General features: G+C 56.0%; 16 protein-coding genes. 9 read left to right on the top strand and 7 right to left on the bottom strand.

Features of this window, described 5'->3' with window-relative positions; all coding sequences use genetic code 11:
• Positions 1–34 precede the first annotated feature (34 nt).
• The 5 genes from AC6HVW_RS15955 (at position 35) to AC6HVW_RS15935 (ending at position 6572) form a co-directional block, all read left to right on the top strand.
• Entirely contained in the window at positions 35–1174 is a 1140-nt protein-coding gene (locus AC6HVW_RS15955) for an amidohydrolase/deacetylase family metallohydrolase (protein ID WP_179250582.1), read from the top strand.
• A complete protein-coding gene (locus tag AC6HVW_RS15950) occupies positions 1158–2276 on the top strand; it encodes a DgaE family pyridoxal phosphate-dependent ammonia lyase (protein ID WP_179252899.1) in 1119 nt (372 codons plus the stop codon). The genes AC6HVW_RS15955 and AC6HVW_RS15950 overlap by 17 nt, the downstream gene beginning before the upstream one ends.
• Entirely contained in the window at positions 2273–3013 is a 741-nt protein-coding gene (gene dagF, locus AC6HVW_RS15945; RefSeq protein WP_071681494.1) for a 2-dehydro-3-deoxy-phosphogluconate aldolase, read from the top strand. Before AC6HVW_RS15950 ends, dagF begins: the two co-directional genes overlap by 4 nt.
• Before the next feature lie 362 nt (positions 3014–3375).
• Positions 3376–4605 (top strand): lactonase family protein, encoded by a 1230-nt coding sequence (locus AC6HVW_RS15940; RefSeq protein ID WP_497569543.1) that lies wholly within the window; start codon positions 3376–3378, stop codon positions 4603–4605.
• Positions 4606–4655: 50 nt separating this feature from the next.
• Complete coding sequence (locus tag AC6HVW_RS15935) at positions 4656–6572, top strand: BglG family transcription antiterminator (protein ID WP_071682640.1); 1917 nt, start codon at positions 4656–4658, stop codon at positions 6570–6572.
• Between the two features lie 167 nt (positions 6573–6739).
• On the opposite strand, the gene AC6HVW_RS15930 is transcribed toward AC6HVW_RS15935, so the two are convergent.
• Positions 6740–7867, bottom strand: a complete 1128-nt coding sequence (locus AC6HVW_RS15930) for an iron-containing alcohol dehydrogenase (RefSeq protein ID WP_071682639.1) — start codon at positions 7865–7867, stop codon at positions 6740–6742.
• Positions 7868–8153: 286 nt separating this feature from the next.
• Between AC6HVW_RS15930 and AC6HVW_RS15925 the strand changes: the two genes are divergently transcribed.
• The 4 genes from AC6HVW_RS15925 to AC6HVW_RS15910 all read left to right on the top strand — a co-directional run bounded on the left by AC6HVW_RS15925 (position 8154) and on the right by AC6HVW_RS15910 (position 12231).
• A complete protein-coding gene (locus AC6HVW_RS15925) occupies positions 8154–8921 on the top strand; it encodes a response regulator transcription factor (protein WP_071682638.1) in 768 nt (255 codons plus the stop codon).
• 99 nt (positions 8922–9020) lie between these two features.
• The gene (locus AC6HVW_RS15920; protein WP_021806964.1) at positions 9021–10322 is read left to right on the top strand and encodes an NAD(P)/FAD-dependent oxidoreductase; all 1302 of its coding nucleotides are present in this window, start codon (positions 9021–9023) and stop codon (positions 10320–10322) included.
• Positions 10323–10351: 29 nt separating this feature from the next.
• On the top strand, positions 10352–10717 hold the full coding sequence (locus AC6HVW_RS15915; protein WP_021180707.1) for a cupin domain-containing protein: 366 nt from the start codon (positions 10352–10354) through the stop codon (positions 10715–10717).
• A 20-nt stretch (positions 10718–10737) separates the two neighbouring features.
• A complete protein-coding gene (locus tag AC6HVW_RS15910; protein ID WP_071682637.1) occupies positions 10738–12231 on the top strand; it encodes an aldehyde dehydrogenase family protein in 1494 nt (497 codons plus the stop codon).
• Positions 12232–12271: 40 nt separating this feature from the next.
• Here AC6HVW_RS15910 and npr read toward each other — a convergent pair whose 3' ends face one another.
• From npr to lptB, 6 genes are all read right to left on the bottom strand, one after another.
• Positions 12272–12544 (bottom strand): PTS phosphocarrier protein NPr, encoded by a 273-nt coding sequence (gene npr / locus AC6HVW_RS15905; RefSeq protein WP_021180705.1) that lies wholly within the window; start codon positions 12542–12544, stop codon positions 12272–12274.
• Positions 12541–13398: an RNase adapter RapZ gene (gene rapZ, locus AC6HVW_RS15900; protein WP_021180704.1), complete on the bottom strand. Its 858-nt coding sequence runs from the start codon at positions 13396–13398 to the stop codon at positions 12541–12543. Before rapZ ends, npr begins: the two co-directional genes overlap by 4 nt.
• Positions 13399–13527: 129 nt before the next feature.
• Positions 13528–13989: a PTS IIA-like nitrogen regulatory protein PtsN gene (gene ptsN, locus AC6HVW_RS15895; RefSeq protein WP_024483720.1), complete on the bottom strand. Its 462-nt coding sequence runs from the start codon at positions 13987–13989 to the stop codon at positions 13528–13530.
• Between the two features lie 218 nt (positions 13990–14207).
• Positions 14208–14495 (bottom strand): ribosome hibernation promoting factor, encoded by a 288-nt coding sequence (gene hpf, locus AC6HVW_RS15890; RefSeq protein WP_021180702.1) that lies wholly within the window; start codon positions 14493–14495, stop codon positions 14208–14210.
• Positions 14496–14518: 23 nt separating this feature from the next.
• Positions 14519–15955, bottom strand: a complete 1437-nt coding sequence (gene rpoN, locus AC6HVW_RS15885; RefSeq protein WP_071682636.1) for an RNA polymerase factor sigma-54 — start codon at positions 15953–15955, stop codon at positions 14519–14521.
• A gap of 50 nt (positions 15956–16005) precedes the next feature.
• On the bottom strand, positions 16006–16731 hold the full coding sequence (gene lptB, locus AC6HVW_RS15880; RefSeq protein WP_071682635.1) for an LPS export ABC transporter ATP-binding protein: 726 nt from the start codon (positions 16729–16731) through the stop codon (positions 16006–16008).
• Between the last annotated feature and the right edge of the window lie 4 nt (positions 16732–16735).

Below are 16735 nucleotides of genomic sequence, written 5' to 3'. Positions count from 1 at the left end.
TAACTGCCCAGGGTTTGGCAAGGAGTAGCGAAGTATGTATGACCTAATCATCCGGCGCGCCAGGCTGGTGGACGACACACTGGCCGATGTGGCTATTGAGGCGGGTAAGATTGCCGTCGTCGGGCAGTTGGCGGCTGACGCCAGTGCCCACAAACAACTGGATCTGGCGGGGAACTACCGCCTGAGCGCTGGCTGGATCGACTCTCACGTACACTGTTATCCCTCTTCACCGATTTATCATGACGATCCGGACCTGGTGGGCGTGAGCAGCGGCGTCACCTCTGTGGTGGATGCTGGCAGCACCGGCACTGACGATATCGATGAATTCTATGCCCTGACGCGCAGCGCCAAAACCAACGTCTTTGCCTTCCTCAATATCTCGCGTATCGGTCTGCTAAGGCAGAATGAACTGGCCGATATGGCGGATATCAATAAGCAGCAGGTTAAACAGGCCATCGACGGCAAGCCTGGGTTTGTCATTGGTATCAAGGCGCGCATGAGCAGCAGCGTCGTGGGCCAGAACGGCACCAAACCGTTGGTGTTGGCCAAAGAGATCCAACAGGAAAACCAGCAACTGCCGCTGATGGTGCATATTGGCAACAATCCGCCGGATCTGGACGAGATCGCCGATCTGCTGACCCAGGGCGACATCATCACTCACTGCTACAACGGTAAACCGAACCGCATTCTGACCCCGGCAGGTACGCTGCGCGAGTCGATCCAACGTGCGTTAAAACGTGGCGTGCTGCTTGATGTGGGCCACGGTTCGGCCAGCTTCAGCTTTGAGGTTGCCCGTCAGGCCATCGCGCTGGGGATCTTCCCACACACCATCAGTTCCGATATCTACTGCCGCAACCGTCTGGCTGGCCCCGTGCACAGTCTGGCGACGGTGATGTCCAAATTCTTTACCGTTGGGCTTTCTCTGGCGCAGGTCATTGGCTGCGTAACGGAAAATGCCGCTGCGGCGTTGCGCCTGACCACCAAGGGGCAGCTGAAACCCGGCTTTGATGCCGACCTGACCATTTTTGATCTCCGCCAGGGGCCGCAGGTGTTTGCCGACTCCGAAGGGGAGTCCGTGAATGGCGAACAACTGTTGGTGCCGCTGGCCGCCGTGGTAGCCGGGGAAATCCTATTAACCGAACAAGGGAAAGCCGCTCATGTCTTCACTCTATGAAAAATATAATTTAAAGCAGGTGATCAACACTTCCGGTCGCATGACCGCACTTGGCGTTTCTACGCCACGCCAGGAGGTGGTTGATGTGGTGAATTATGGCCTCAACCATTACTTTGAAATCAAAGATCTGGTCAACAAGACCGGAGCGTATATTGCTGGCCTGCTGAATGTGGAAGACGCGGTGATTGTTTCCTGCGCTTCTGCCGGTATTGCCCAGTCAGTGGCGGCGGTGATCGTCAAGGACAACGCCAATCTGTTGGTCAACCTGCATTCCGCTACGGTGAACGAGCCGCGCGAGATCGTGTTGCCGCGTGGCCATAACGTCAACTTTGGTGCGCCGGTGGATACCATGGTCGCCCTTGGTGGCGGCAAGGTGGTGGAAGCGGGCTATGCCAACGAATGTTCCCCTGAGCAGATTGAAGCCTGCATTACCTCGCAGACCGCGGCCATTCTGTACATAAAGTCTCACCACTGCGTGCAGAAAAGCATGCTCTCCGTCGAACAGGCTGCCGTGGTGGCACGTAAGCATAACCTGCCGTTGATCGTCGATGCCGCTGCCGAAGAAGATCTGATGTGTTACTACCAGATGGGGGCCGATCTGGTGATCTACAGCGGTGCCAAGGCTATTGAAGGGCCAACCAGCGGGCTGGTGATCGGCAAGAAGCAATACGTAGAGTGGGTGAAGCAGCAGTCTGGTGGTATTGGCCGGGCGATGAAGGTGGGTAAAGAGGGCATCCTCGGCCTGACGCAGGCGATTGAAAGCTACCTGACGTCGGAGAAAACCACCGGTGCACAAATGGTAGAGCGCATGACGCCGTTTATCAGCCAACTGAATACCCTGAATGGCATCAGTGCCAAAACCGTCTGGGACAGCGCAGGGCGCGATATTGCCCGCGTTGAAATCACCTTTGATGAAGCTGTGTTGGGGATGTCGACCGTAGACATTGTCCAACGGCTGAAAACCGGTGATATCGCCATCTATTTCCGTGGCTACAAGGCCAACGAAGGCAAGATTGAGGTGGATGTCCGCAGCGTGAACGAGCAGCAGCTGATGACCGTCTTTACCTGTATTAAAAATCTGTTTACGGAGAACCAAGCATGAAGCTGAAGCCTAATTACTATAAAGACCGCGTTTGCCTCAACGTACTGGCTGGCTCAAAAGCCAACGCGCAGGACATCTATAATGCGGCGCAGGGGCACGTGCTGGTGGGCGTTCTTTCCAAAAACTATCCAGACGTTGAGAGTGCCGTGGCGGATATGTCGCGTTATGCACGCCTGATCGAGAACGCGCTTTCCGTGGGCCTGGGAGCTGGCGATCCCAAGCAGTCGAATATGGTCAGCCTGATCTCCGAGCATGTCCAACCCCAGCATGTGAACCAGGTATTCACCGGCGTCGGTGCCAGCCGTGCATTGCTGAAGCAAAACCAAACCGTGGTGAACGGCCTGGTCTCCCCAACCGGTCGCGTGGGATGGGTGAAGATTTCCACCGGGCCGCTGAGTGCTCAGGCAGCGGATGGTATCGTGCCGGTAGAGACCGCGATTGCGTTGTTGAAAGACATGGGCGGCAGCTCGATTAAGTATTTCCCGATGGGCGGCCTGAAGCATCAGGACGAATATGAGTACGTGGCGAAAGCCTGTGCCGAGCATGACTTTATGCTGGAGCCGACTGGGGGCATCGATCTGGAAAACTTCGAACCGATCCTGGAGATTGCGTTGAAAGCCGGTGTGAAGCAGGTGATCCCGCATATCTACAGTTCCATTATTGATTCCACCAGTGGTGATACTCGCCCGCAAGATGTCAAAACGCTGCTGGAGATCACCAAGCGGCTGGTGGGGTAAATCCGCGGCCCCTCACCCCAACCCTCTCCCACAGGGAGAGGGAGCTGTTTGGAGCTGTTATCAGGTGCAGGAGTGAGTCTGTAGCTTGTTTAACTACCTTGAGGCGGGGGACGGTGTTGTAGTTAGGTGTGGCGGTTGGATACTGGAGTTAAGTTGTGGCACGTTCTGTCCCCTCACCTTTCGGGAGAGGGAGCTGGTACGGAGTTGTGGTTAGGTGTGGTGTAAAGCAGTGGCATGTTCGATTTGATATGGCAGTTGGATACTGGAGTTAAGTTGTGGCACGTTCGGTCCCCTCTCCCTTTGGGAGAGGGTTAGGGTGAGGGGCATCTTTTTGTCCCTATCTATCGGTCAAAAGGATAACTATGCGAAACTGGCAGGCTTCGAAATTACGAATCGCTCCGCTGTGGAGCGCGCTGTCCCTGGCGTTGTTGGCTATCGCCAGCCCGGCGTTACATGCTGAGGATGCAATGAAACCCACGTCGTCTCATTTTGCCTATATTGGTACCTATAACCCGAACGGTGAGGGAGTTTATCGCATGCAGGTGGATGCGCAAACCGGGGCGCTGAGTGCCAAGACATTGGTCAGCAGCCTGCCTAATCCGGCCCAACTGGTCACCGATGCCAAAGGACAGACGCTGTACGTTGCCAGCGAGGTGGCAGATTTTAATGGCACCCAGCACGGGGGCATTGTCGCCTATCGCATCAATCCTCAGGACGGCAGCCTGACGCCGCTTAATCAGGTGGATTCACAAGGCGCGGGGCCGGTTTACCTTTCTCTGACGCCGGATGGCCGTCATCTGCTAGTGGCTAACTATGTCAGCGGCAGCGTTGCGGTGTTCCCGATCGACAGCGAAGGCAAGTTGGGAGCCGCCAGTTCTGTGCAACAAGATATTGGCCCTGCGGGTGCGGCCAAACCCGCCGCCGCGGTGGAAGGCAGCTTTGCCATCAGCGATCACAATGGCCCGCATGCGCATATGATCGCCAGCGATCCGAGCGGCAAGTTCGTGTTCTCTACCGATCTGGGCCTGGATCGTATCTACCAGTGGCGTTTCGATGCCGCCAGCGGCAAGCTGACGCCGAACGATCCGCCGTGGATCGCCGCCTCTTCCGCCGGAGCTGGCCCGCGCCACTTCATATTTCATCCAAATGGTAAAATTGTCCTACTAATCAACGAGGAAGCATCTACACTAACCAGCTACCGCTTTGATAGCCAAAATGGGACGCTGAAACAGTTACATGCAGTTTCAACCCTGCCTGCCGATTATAAGGGGACCAGCTTTGCCGCTGGCATGGCCTTGGCTGCGGATGGTAAAAATCTGTATGTCGCCAATCGTCTGCACAACAGCATTGCGCAGTTCAGCGTAAGCGGCGAGGGCGAACTGAAACCGGTGGCAGAGACTTGGACGCGAGGCGACTATCCGCGCACTATCACCTTGGATCCGAGTGGCCGTTATCTGTATGCCATGAATCAGCGTAGCGATAGCGTAACCCGCTTTAGCGTAGACCAGCTCAGCGGCAAGCTCAGTTTTGTTGAAGGCTACACCCCGGTGGGCAGCCCTTCACAAATGGTGTTCTTGCCAGCTGCGAAGTAACCAGTTGCCCGCTTGACCCCTCAGGCGGGCACGTTCATAACGGAAAGAGAATGGTGAGATTTCCCTACCCACGTTTGGCATCGCTGTTTGATGCTTTGCAGTCTGAAACCTTGCCGCAGGACGAGCTGGCAAAGCGTTTTGCCGTGTCTACCCGCACGGTACGCGCCGATATCACCGCGCTGAACGATATCCTGGCCAGTTTTGGTGCGCAGTTTGTCCACAGCCGCGGGGCCGGATATCGCCTGCAGGTTGATGATGAGGCCCGGTTTAGCGCACTCCAGCATCGGGAACGTAAACAGCACGCCACGCCGCGCAGCGCGCAGGAGCGGGTGCATTATCTGTTGATTCGCTTTTTGACCTCAGCCTTCTCGATGAAGCTGGAAGATCTGGCCGATGAATGGTTTGTCAGCCGAGGTACGCTGCAAAACGACATGGCTGAGGTGAGAGAGCGCCTGGCGCATTACCAGTTAACCATCGAAACCAAGCCGCGCTATGGTATGAAACTGTTTGGTGCGGAAATGGCGATCCGCTCCTGCCTGACCGATCTGCTGTTTCAACTGCATCTGGCGGATGCGGAAAATCCATTGCTGAACAATGACATCCTTCATCAGCCGCAGGTATTGACCTTTGCCGGGTTGCTGCACCCACTGCTGTCGCAATATGCCATTCGTCTGACCGATGAGGGTGAGCAATACCTGATCTTCTACTGTGCCGTGGCGCTGCGGCGCATCACGGACGGCTATCCGTTGCAGGATTTTGACGTGGAAGACGGTGATGATGCGGTGCGCAAAGCGTCAACCTGGCTGGCGGGTGAACTGAGCAAGGCCACGGGTAAAGAGATTGCGGCGGCGGAAGAGGCCTATTTGCGGGTCAACATTGCTGCCAGAAGAGTGCAGGAAGTACAGCCGACCAAAATCAACGCCGATGACGAAGAGGCGCTGGTGGATTACATCCTGTCCTACATTAACTCGCACTATAACTACAACTTGCAGAACGACAAGCAGCTGCGGGCCGATCTGCTCACCCATATCAAAACCATGATCACCCGGGTGAAATACCAGATCAATATCCCGAACCCGCTGTTGGCCAATATCAAGCAGCATTATCCGATGGCCTATGATGTGACGCTGGCGGCGGTCTCGAGCTGGGGTAAACACACGCCTTATACCCTGAGCGAGAACGAAATCGGCTACCTGGTACTGCATATTGGCGTCGGCCTGGAGCGGCACTACAACATTGGCTATGAGCGCCATCCGCAGGTGATGCTGGTGTGCGATACCGGTAACTCTACGGTGCGGATGATCCAGGCGCAGATTGCGCGCAAGTACCCGCAACTGGTGGTGACGCGCATCGTTTCGCTGCGTGATTACGAAATTCTCCCCAGTATCGACGAAGATTTTATCATTTCCAATGCGCGCATCAGCGAGAAGAACAAGCCGGTCGTCGTGATGTCGCCGTTCCCAACGGAGTATCAGCTAGAACAGTTGGGCAAGCTGGTGCTGGTCGATCGTACCAAGCCGTATATGTTGGAAAAATTCTTTGATGCCAACCACTTTATGATCGTCAACGAGCCGCTAACGCAGGAGCAGCTGTTTAGCAAAGTTTGCGCTCAGTTGGAGCAGGAAGGCTATGTGGGCAGTGATTTTTACCCTTCGGTCGTTGAGCGGGAGGCCATCGTTTCTACCTTGCTGGGGGAGGGGATTGCTCTGCCGCACTCTCTGGGGCTGTTGGCGAAAAAGACCGTGGTGGTCACGCTGCTGGCACCGCAGGGTATCCCGTGGGGAGAAGGTGAGGTGGCACACGTCATTTTCTTGCTGGCGATCAGCAAAAGCGATTACGAAGAAGCGATGGCGATCTACGATCTGTTCGTCACCTTTGTGCGAGAACGTTCGATGACCCGCCTGCTGGGCAGTGACAATTTCGACAGCTTCAAAGCGGTGGCGTTGGACTGCCTGAGCCGCATTTAACGGCTCCCCCTCTGAATGCAGAGGGGGAGCACCGTATTAATCGTCTTTCTTCTTGCCGAATATCTTCATCAGCGCGCCGACGATCAGCCCTAGGGCGATGCCGCCTAAAATCCAGTCAACCAAACTCATTGTTGTGCTCCCGCGATCCTATAGTGCTGATCATATTATCATTCAATCAAGAACGCCCCATCGATCATTAACCTCCGTTGCTCGCTAGTGTAACTGAGCCAGGAATTCTTGCTGTTGGACTTCTCCAGTACGATGGCCAGTTCCGCCTGACTAAGGGATAGCTCGTCCTGCCAGAACGGGGCGATGGCGTGGCGCGTGATAAAGTCGATCAAAAAGCGCGCCGGGCTGTCCTGCTCTTCAGGGAATAGCCGCAGGGCCAGCTCGGTCATTAATGCACGTTGTTGCGGCTGCTCGCTTTCTCCCAGCAATTCAAGGAACGGCAGCAGCAGGCGGCCGCACACTTGGCCGTGGTGGTAATCACGCAATGCCCCTATCTCGCCCGCGATGCCGTGGATCACACCCAGGCCCGCCATACTCAACGTCAGGCCACCCAGGTAGGAAGCTTGCATAATCGCTTCGCGGGCCTCATCGCTCTGTTTCAGCACCGGCCAGGCGCAAAGGAAATGATGGATGCCACTCAACGACATCTCGCGCGACAGGCTGCTAGCCGTCTTGGAAAGGTAGGCTTCAAACAGATGGGTGAAGGCATCGATAGCGCAATAGGCCAGTACATGGTCTGGCGCTCCTTTCAGCAGGTCAGGGTCGAGGATCGCCACCTGTGGCACAAAGTTATTATGCCGCAAAGAGGCTTTCACCTTGGTGACCTGAGTATCGGTGATCACTGCGTTTTGGGTTACTTCGCTACCGGTGCCTGCGGTGGTGGGGATGGCAATCAACGGCAGTGTTGCGCCACTGATTTTGCTGTCACCCACTTTTTCCATATAACGCAGGGTTGGCAGCGGGTGTTCGATCAGGGCAGCGAACGCCTTGGCGGCATCCAGCACGCTACCTCCGCCGATGGCTACCACTCTTTGCACCTGGCCTCGCCAGCGCGCTACCCATTGGTCGATTTCTTGCGGGGAGGCCTCATGGGCGACAATTTCTTTGCCTACCAGCAACGGCGTCAGCATCGGGGCCAGTTCAGCATAGAGGGTGCCGTTAAGGAACGATCGGCAGGTGAACAGCAGCGTGGTCTGCGGCTCTGCCTGGAGCAGTGGGATCAGGTGCTGGATGCTGCCCTTGCCAAACCAGGCCTGCCGGTTGGCGATCATCAGACTAGTGGTCATGCTCTCTCCTTGGCGTATTTGGGCATTGAAACCACAGCATAATTCAGCCTGGCTGGGCGAACCAACGCTTTTCCGTCGCTTAACGCGAAATTGTTAAGATATTAATCAATTCAATTTGTGTGGGTAATCGTTGTAAGGACCTAACTTGTGATTTGATTAACATGTAAACAGTAATACCCTTGCATTCTGGCCAATTGAATGCTTTTTATAGCCTATTGGCCCAATATCGGTCGCTGATTCGTTGGGAAAGGTTGATTGTTAATTTATTAATGATTGTGGGGGCGAAATGAGTATTCAGGTCGAAAGATTATCGGCGGTGATCGACGCAGTCGCTACCCGCCAATTCTATGCCAGCCTGCTGGGTTATCTAGAGGGTTTCTTCGCCTTTGATAATGCCATCGTCTATGCCTTCGAATATGGTCAGGCACCGCGCTGCCTGATGAAAACCGAGAAAGAAAACAGCGATGCGGTAAACCAGATTTACCAGCAGGGTGCTTACCTTGAAGATCCCTTTTACCAGGCGCTGAACGGCGGCGGCCATGGCGATGTGTTTACGCTGCGGCAACTGGCTCCCTGTGGTTTTTACCAGACGGATTACTACCGTAACTTTTACCGTAAAACCGGCTGGCACGACGAGGCTGGCGTGTTGCTGCAACTGACGCCGGAACGCGGACTAGGCATATTTTTCGGCTCGGCCCGGCAAACGGTTGGCGTGCGTTATCCCCAACTGGCTGACCTGCGTGGTGCGTTGACGCTGGTAAAAAGCGTGGCACGGCTGCATGGGGAAGTGGTGGTCGCGGCTAATGTGCCCACTCCCTCCGCCCCTCTGGTAGATAGCGCAGCCCAGGCGCGCTATGCGTTAAGCCCGCGTGAACGTGAGATCGTCGATCTGATCCTGAGCGGCAACGGATCGCAGCAGATCGCCGAACGTCTGTTTATCAGCCTGGGCACGGTAAAAAATCATCGCAAGAATATTTACGGCAAGCTGAATATTGGTTCTCAGGCCGAGTTGTTCAGCCTGTTCTTGAGTCCCCCCCTGCGCCGTACGGCATAATGTTAAAAAAGTGTTGCGAATGTCCCTAAAGGGACATAGCCGCCCACCCACGCTCTGCTGATAATCCAGGCTAAGGCAATGGGTAAAGGGAGTGCAGCAATGAATAATCAAATCGAATCGTTAACCTACTACGCGGCGACCAAGAAATACGATCTGCGCTTCCCCACGCTGGAAGAGGATCTGGATGTTGACGTGGTGATCATCGGCGGTGGCTTCTCCGGCATTAATACGGCGCTGGAACTGGCGGAAAAAGGCATCACCAATATCGCTATTCTGGAGGGCCGTCATCTGGGCTACGGCGGGACGGGCCGCAACGGTGGCCAGGTGATGGCCGGGATCGGCCACGATCTGGAGAAGATCAAGCGCCACGTTGGCCCGGCAGGGTTAGAAACCATCTTCAAGATCAGTAACCTTGGTGCCGGGATTATCCGCGAGCGGATTAAAAAGTACGCCATCGATGCCGATTTCTGCTTTGGCTATGGCTACCTCGGCAGCAACGCCAGGCAGGAAAAGACCCTGCGTTCCTGGCTCAAAGAATTCAAAGCGGTCTCACCGGATGAAGAGATCGAGCTCTATACCGGCTCCGAAGTGAAGCAGGTGGTGGGGTCTGATGCTTATACCTGTGCGCTGAAACACATGGGGGGTGGCCACGTTCATTCTCTCAACCTGCTATTGGGGGAGGCGCAGGCGCTGAGTGGTTACGGGGTGAAAATCTTCGAAAACAGCAACGTGCTGAATGTGGAATACGGCCCGCGCATTACCGTGCGTACCGCCATGGGATCGGTACGCGCCAACAAGATGCTGTGGGCCTGCAACGGCTTCCTCAACGGCATGGATCCCTTTATCTACAAAAAGACCATCAATACCTACGCCTTCCAGTTGGCGACAGAACCGCTGTCTGACGAGCTGATCCGCCAGATCAGCCCGATCCGTGGGGCTTACAGCGATATCCGGCCGGTGATCGACTATTACCGCGTCACCAACGAGAACCGCCTGTTGTTCGGTAGCGCCACCCGGCTGGTCGAATATATCCCTTCAGACCTGAAGGCCTGGAACCGCAACCTGATGCTGAAAGTGTTCCCGTATCTGAAGGACGTGAAGATCGACCTGGCCTGGGGCGGGCCGCTGTGTTGCAGCGCCAACCTGTTCCCGCAGATCGGCACCTTACCGCAGCACGATAACGTGTTTTACGTGCAGGGCTATTCCGGCTTTGGGGTGACACCGAGCCATATCGTTTGCAAGGTGTTGGCGGAAGGAATGAGTGAGGGGTCCGATCGCTATGACCTGATGAGTTCGATCCCGCACGTGGATATTTTTGGTAAAGACAAGCTGCGCCGTGTGATGACCACTGCGGGCAAGGTTTGGCACCAGACTTCCGGCTACTGGAAGGGGCGTCGTTAATTCTGACCACTAATCTATAAGGAAAAACCATGAAACCATTACTGCTTAAACAAGCGCTACCAGAACTGCAACAGATTGGCAGCGTCAGCAACCTGGGGGCCACGGTGGTCGCCGGTGAACCCAACGTCGGCGTGGCGATGATTTTTGGCGCGCCAACGGACAACCTCAACTGCGGTGTCTTCAGCTGTACCCGTGGCACCTTCGTGATGGAATATCCGTTTGCGGAACATGCCACGGTATGGGAAGGCACGGCAACGCTGACCAATGAAAACACCGGCGAGTCGGTACAGTATCAGGCCGGAGATTCCTGGTTTGTTGAGAAGGGCACCCCGGTGCGCTGGGAAATCACCTCGGATCGTTTTGTGAAGCACTATCTGGCGATTGTCGAAGGCTAACCCGCAAGGAGGGCGATGCGATGACGGATATTACACTGTTGCCACAGGTCACGGCCTTTCTGGACCGCCAGCAGGGCCATTACATTCATGGCCAACCGGTGGCTGGGGCAGGCGTAGAAAGGTTTGCGGTGGTTAACCCGGCAACCGGGCTGGCCATTGCGCAGGTGAATGAAGGCGGCCAGGCTGAAGTCGATGCGGCAATGCAGGCGGCCTTTGGCGCTTTCCACGGTAGTTGGGCACAGGTTTCTCCCTTGGAGCGTGGCAACTGCCTGACGCGCCTGGCCGATCTGCTGCAAACCCATCGTGAGGAACTGGCGCAGCTGGAAAGCCTGTGTTCCGGCAAAACCATTCAGCTGTCTCGCGGGCTGGAAATCGATATGGCCTCGCAGTTCCTGCGCTACTTTGCCGGTTGGTCGAGCAAAATCAGCGGAGAAACGTTGAACGTTTCATTGCCTTCCTTCCAGGGTGAGCAATACAGCGCATTCACCCGGCGTGAGCCGTTGGGCGTGGTGGTCGGCATCATTCCGTGGAACTTCTCGATCATGATCGCCATCTGGAAGCTGGCTGCGGCGCTCACCTGTGGCTGTACGGTAGTGCTCAAGCCGAGTGAGTATACGCCGTTAACCATGCTGCGGGTGGCGGAATTGGCAACGGAGGCGGGCATCCCGGCTGGTGCACTCAACGTGATCAACGGTTCAGGCGCACGCCTTGGCCCTATGCTTATCGCCCATCCGCGTTGCGCCAAAGTGACCTTCACCGGCTCGGTGCCTACCGGGATCGCGGTGGGGAAAGCGGCGATGGAGCAAGGGATTGTGCGTACCACGCTGGAACTGGGGGGTAAGAATGCCGCCGCGTTTCTGGCGGACGTCTCGGTCGACAAGATGGTCGACGGGATTATCGAGGCGGGCTATCTGAATCAGGGCCAGATCTGTGCCGCAGCAGAGCGTTTCTACCTGCCTGCCAGCCATATCGATGAGGTACTGGCAAAGCTGACGCAGCGCTTGGCGGCCATGAAGGTGGGCTCACCGCTGGATGAGAGTACCGAAGTGGGGCCATTGGCCAACGAGGCACATTACCGCAAGGTACTGGCGCTGTTTGACAAGGCACGGGCTGATGGCAGCCAGATCGTCTGCGGCGGTCAGGCGTTGGCAGGTCCAGGCTTCTTTGTTGCGCCGACGGCGATCCGCGCTAATGGGCCGCATGATGCGTTAATGCGTGAGGAGACCTTTGGCCCGGTGGGCACTTTCCTGGCCTATGAGGATGAAGAGCAGATGATCGCCATGATCAACGATTCGCCTTATGGCCTGGCCGCCAGCCTGTGGACCAACGATCTCAGCAAGGCGATGCGCATGATCCCGCGGATTGAAGTGGGCACCTTGTGGATCAATATGCACACATTCCTCGATCCGGCGTTGCCATTCGGTGGGGTGAAATCGTCGGGGATGGGCAGAGAGTTCGGCAGCGCGTTTATCGAGCATTATACCGAGTTGAAATCGGTGATGGTCAGATACTGATTGCCGTTGTTTTTTTAGGGGCGGAGGATCTCCGCTCCCATTAATCTTCGTCGAAGCCTGAATTAAACAGCTCAATCACCGCTGCCAGTGCCTGTTCTTCCTGCGGCCCGGTGGCTTCAATTTCGATCTGGCGGCCCTGGGCGGAATCCAGCATCAGCAGCGCAATTACGCTGCTGGCTTCCGCTTCGGTGCCGCTGTCATTACGCAGCAGCACTTCGGCGTCAAAACTCTGCACCAGCTCAAACAGCTTCATAGCCGGGCGTGCGTGCATGCCCAGCTTGTTCTTGATCTCAACCGTCTGCTTGACCGTCATTGTTGTTTACGCTTTTCCAGTGTGCGGTGACGGGATTGCACGTTCTTGCCGCGTGAACGGAAATAATCCGCCAACTGTTCAGCCACGTACACCGAACGGTGCTTACCGCCGGTACAGCCAATGGCGACGGTCAGATAGCTGCGGTTGTTGGTCTCCAGCATCGGCAGCCACTGTTCCAGATAGCTACGAGTCTGGTAGATGAAGTTGTGCACTTCGGTGTGGCGATCGAGGAACGAGGCCACGGGCTTATCCAGACCGGTCATCGGGCGCAGTTTAGGGTCCCAGTGCGGGTTGGGCAGGAAGCGTACGTCGAACACGTAATCGGCATCGATAGGAATGCCGTGCTTGAAGCCGAAGGATTCGAACACCATCGTCAGCTCGCGTTCGCGTTTGCCCAACAGACGGGTACGCAGCATTTCCGCCAACTCGTGCACCGACATTTCCGAGGTATCGATAATCAGATCGGCACGGGAACGCAGTGGCTCAAGCAGATCGCTTTCTTCATCGATCGCGCTTTCCAGCGACAGGTTCTTGGCAGACAGAGGATGCAGGCGACGGGTGTCGCTGTAGCGGCGGATCAGGGTGTTGCGATCGGCATCAAGGAACAGCAGCTGCGGCGTGAAGCTCTCCGGCAGCTGGGTCATTGCATATTCAAACACTTCCGGCGATTCCGGCATGTTACGGACGTCGATGCTTACCGCAGCGGAGCTATTACGTTCGGCCAGCGTCTGGGCCAGCTGTGGCAACAACACCACGGGCAGGTTATCAACGCAGTAAAAACCCATGTCTTCCAACGCCCGCAAGGCGACGGATTTCCCCGAACCGGAACGGCCGCTGACAATCATCAGCACCATGTGGTAACTCCCCTTGCATCTCAATGGCGCTCATCGCCACCGTTAGGATCTATTATCCGGGCCACGGCCCGGATATATCGTAAGTAAAACAGTAGCGTTTTCATGGCGGAAAGTCACGCCAGCCGCTGGTTACTCGGTGATGATCTGATACAGCTCCTCGTCGCTCAGCGCTGCGCGCAGGCGGCGGCACACGGTTTTGTCGGCCAGCCGTTTGGCAACCAGCGATAGCGTATGCAAGTGAGTTTTACATTGATCGGCCGGTACCAGCAAGGCGAACAGCAGATCGACCGGTTGATTATCAATGGCATCAAAGGCGATAGGTTGCTCAAGGCGGATAAACACGCCAACGGCCCGCAAAGTGTCCTCTTCCAGTTTGCCGTGTGGGATCGCGATACCGTTGCCGATACCGGTACTGCCCATACGTTCCCGGGTGAGTACTGCGTCAAACACCACCTGCGAAGGTAGGTTGAGCTGCTTGGCCGCCAGCTCGCTGATAATTTCCAAAGCCCGTTTCTTGCTGGTGCAGTGTACCGAGCTTCTGGTGCACTCGATGTTTAACACCGAGCTTAATTGCATTATTTCGTTGTTCATCTCATCTTCACTTAAAACCGCGTCCTGTCGCTTTATTGCAAGCCTGCTTTACCATTGGAAAGCAGGCTTGCGTTGATAACCTTCATGAAACGGTTTTTCGCCTGTTTAACCCTGATGGCTTATCGGCGCATACCTATACAGGTGCTGCGCCGAGGGTTGCCGTGTAGCCAATGCGACTACGATGTGGGCCATTACGCATCGCATAACGGCCCAGAATGTCAGTGTTGCTTTAGTTTGTCTTTATGTTTGTTCAATTGACGCGCCAGTTTGTCGATCAGGCAGTCAATTGCGGCATACATATCTTCTTTTTCCGAGGTGGCGTGCAACTCGCCCCCATTCACATGCACCGTTGCTTCCGCAATCTGCTGCACTTTTTCCACACTGAGTACGACATATACCTGGTTAATGCGGTCAAAATACTGCTCGAGTTTGGCAAACTTGGTGTTGACGAACTCACGCATTGGTTCGGTGACTTCGACATGGTGTCCGGTAATGTTGAGCTGCATAATGTCTTCCTTCTCTATAGAGGTCAAACCAACTGTTTACGCTGGTTGGACGGCGGGATGGACAAAGACTCTCGGTACTTGGCAACGGTGCGCCGCGCCACCATGATCCCCTGATCGGAAAGCATGGTGGTCAGCTTGCTGTCGCTAAGCGGTTTGGCAGGGTTTTCCGCCGCGATCAATTTCTTCACTAACGCCCGGATCGCCGTAGAGGAGGCTTCGCCACCGCTGTCGGTATTCACATGGCTGGAGAAGAAATACTTCAATTCGAAAATACCACGCGGGCTGTGCAGGAATTTCTGCGTCGTCACGCGTGAGATTGTCGATTCATGCATTTCCACGGCCTGGGCGATATCCGCCAGCACCATGGGCTTCATAAATTCTGCACCCTGTTCAAAGAACGCCTCCTGCTGTTCGACAATACAGCGGGTCACCTTGAGCAGCGTGTCGTTCCGGCTTTCCAGGCTCTTGATCAGCCACTTCGCTTCCTGCAAATTGCTGCGGATATACTGGCCGTCGGCATCGTTGCGCACCGTGTTGCCCAGTGCCGCATATTGCTGGTTGATTTTCAGCCGTGGGATGCTGTCTGCATTAAGCTCTACCACCCACTTGTCCTGCACCTTGCGCACCAACACGTCCGGGATCACATACTCGGATTCACCGGTATTGATCGACTGCCCAGGGCGCGGATCGAGCGAGTGGATCAACACCATCGCTTCTTTCAGTGTATCTTCTTTTAAGCGAGTTGTTCGCATCAGGGTGCGAAAGTCGTGGTTGGCCAGCAAATCCAGATGCTCGCTGACGATCAGGCGGGCCTCCGCCAGATAGGGCGTGTCTTTGGCATACTGGGAAAGCTGGATCAGCAGGCAGTCACGCAGATCGCGCGCCGCGACGCCGACCGGATCAAAACGCTGTACGCGCTTCAATACCGCTTCGACCTCGTCCATCGTCACGTTATCGTCACCCATACTCTCCAGAATGTCTTCCAGCGGTACGGTGAGATAGCCGGTGTCATCGACGGCGTCGACGATCGAGGTGGCGATGGCGGCATCGGTGTCAGAGAACGGTGTCAGATCCACTTGCCACATCAGGTAGTCCTGCAGCGTTTGCGTGGTTTCGCCCTGATAGACCGGCAGTTCGTCATCGCCATAGTCGGTACCGGTGCCGGACGGGGTGCCCGCGGTATAGATCTCATCCCAGGTGGCATCCAAAGGCAGCTCTTCGGGCATGTCCTTCTGTTCCAGCGCTTCGCGGGTGTCTAGCCCTTCGGTCTCGACGCTTTCTTTGGTGTCGATCTCTTCGTGCTGGTCTTCGGTCTGTTCAAGCAGAGGGTTGCTCTCTAGCGCCAGTTGGATCTCCTGCTGGAGCTCAAGCGTGGACAGCTGCAACAGGCGGATCGCCTGCTGAAGTTGGGGGGTCATGGCCAGTTGCTGGCTGAGCCTGAGTTGCAAACCTTGCTTCATAATCTTCTGCTACTTCCGTTAACGGCGGCCTGCTGGCCTGCCGCTGGAACCTACAGGCGGAACTCTTCGCCCAGATAAACGCGTTTCACCTGCTCATCGGCCAGGATGGCGTCCGGCGTGCCGTGGGCAATCAGCTTGCCCTGGCTGACGATATAGGCACGTTCGCACACGTCTAGCGTCTCGCGCACGTTATGATCGGTGATCAGCACGCCAAGGCCGCTGTCGCGCAGGTGCTCGATGATTTTCTTGATATCGATAACGGAAATCGGGTCAACCCCGGCGAAAGGTTCATCCAGCAGGATAAATTTCGGGTTGGCGGCCAACGCACGGGCAATCTCCACGCGGCGGCGTTCACCACCGGACAGCGATTGGCCCAGGTTGTCACGCAGGTGGGAGATATGAAACTCTTCCAGCAGCTCGATAGCCCGATCGTTGCGTTGCTCACTGGTGAGATCGGCGCGGATCTCCAGCACCGCCATCAGATTGTCGTAAACACTCAGGCGGCGGAAGATAGAGGCTTCCTGCGGCAGGTAACCGATACCGCGGCGTGCGCGGGCGTGCAGCGGCAGGATACTGATATCTTCGTCATCGATCACGATGCGCCCGGCGTCGCGCTGAACGATGCCGACCACCATGTAGAAAGTGGTGGTCTTACCGGCACCGTTTGGCCCCAGCAGGCCGACGATCTCGCCAGATTTCACTTTCAGGCTCACGTCTTCAACGACTTTGCGGCCTTTGTAGGCTTTCGCCAGGTTTTCTGCGATGAGTGTTGCCATAAGT

The sequence above is a fragment of the Serratia sp. NCCP-200 genome (assembly GCF_059697885.1).
This window is presented reverse-complemented; position numbering and strand designations above follow the sequence as displayed.

Excerpts from the sequence above, each read along its gene's own strand:
- AC6HVW_RS15955 (WP_179250582.1), top strand. The coding sequence starts at position 35 with ATGTATGACCTAATCATCCGGCGCGCCAGGCTGGTGGACGACACACTG.
- AC6HVW_RS15950 (WP_179252899.1), top strand. The coding sequence starts at position 1,158 with ATGTCTTCACTCTATGAAAAATATAATTTAAAGCAGGTGATCAACACT.
- dagF (WP_071681494.1), top strand. The coding sequence starts at position 2,273 with ATGAAGCTGAAGCCTAATTACTATAAAGACCGCGTTTGCCTCAACGTA.
- AC6HVW_RS15940 (WP_497569543.1), top strand. The coding sequence starts at position 3,376 with ATGCGAAACTGGCAGGCTTCGAAATTACGAATCGCTCCGCTGTGGAGC.
- AC6HVW_RS15935 (WP_071682640.1), top strand. The coding sequence starts at position 4,656 with ATGGTGAGATTTCCCTACCCACGTTTGGCATCGCTGTTTGATGCTTTG.
- AC6HVW_RS15930 (WP_071682639.1), bottom strand. The coding sequence starts at position 7,867 with ATGACCACTAGTCTGATGATCGCCAACCGGCAGGCCTGGTTTGGCAAG.
- AC6HVW_RS15925 (WP_071682638.1), top strand. The coding sequence starts at position 8,154 with ATGAGTATTCAGGTCGAAAGATTATCGGCGGTGATCGACGCAGTCGCT.
- AC6HVW_RS15920 (WP_021806964.1), top strand. The coding sequence starts at position 9,021 with ATGAATAATCAAATCGAATCGTTAACCTACTACGCGGCGACCAAGAAA.
- AC6HVW_RS15915 (WP_021180707.1), top strand. The coding sequence starts at position 10,352 with ATGAAACCATTACTGCTTAAACAAGCGCTACCAGAACTGCAACAGATT.
- AC6HVW_RS15910 (WP_071682637.1), top strand. The coding sequence starts at position 10,738 with ATGACGGATATTACACTGTTGCCACAGGTCACGGCCTTTCTGGACCGC.
- npr (WP_021180705.1), bottom strand. The coding sequence starts at position 12,544 with ATGACGGTCAAGCAGACGGTTGAGATCAAGAACAAGCTGGGCATGCAC.
- rapZ (WP_021180704.1), bottom strand. The coding sequence starts at position 13,398 with ATGGTGCTGATGATTGTCAGCGGCCGTTCCGGTTCGGGGAAATCCGTC.
- ptsN (WP_024483720.1), bottom strand. The coding sequence starts at position 13,989 with ATGAACAACGAAATAATGCAATTAAGCTCGGTGTTAAACATCGAGTGC.
- hpf (WP_021180702.1), bottom strand. The coding sequence starts at position 14,495 with ATGCAGCTCAACATTACCGGACACCATGTCGAAGTCACCGAACCAATG.
- rpoN (WP_071682636.1), bottom strand. The coding sequence starts at position 15,955 with ATGAAGCAAGGTTTGCAACTCAGGCTCAGCCAGCAACTGGCCATGACC.
- lptB (WP_071682635.1), bottom strand. The coding sequence starts at position 16,731 with ATGGCAACACTCATCGCAGAAAACCTGGCGAAAGCCTACAAAGGCCGC.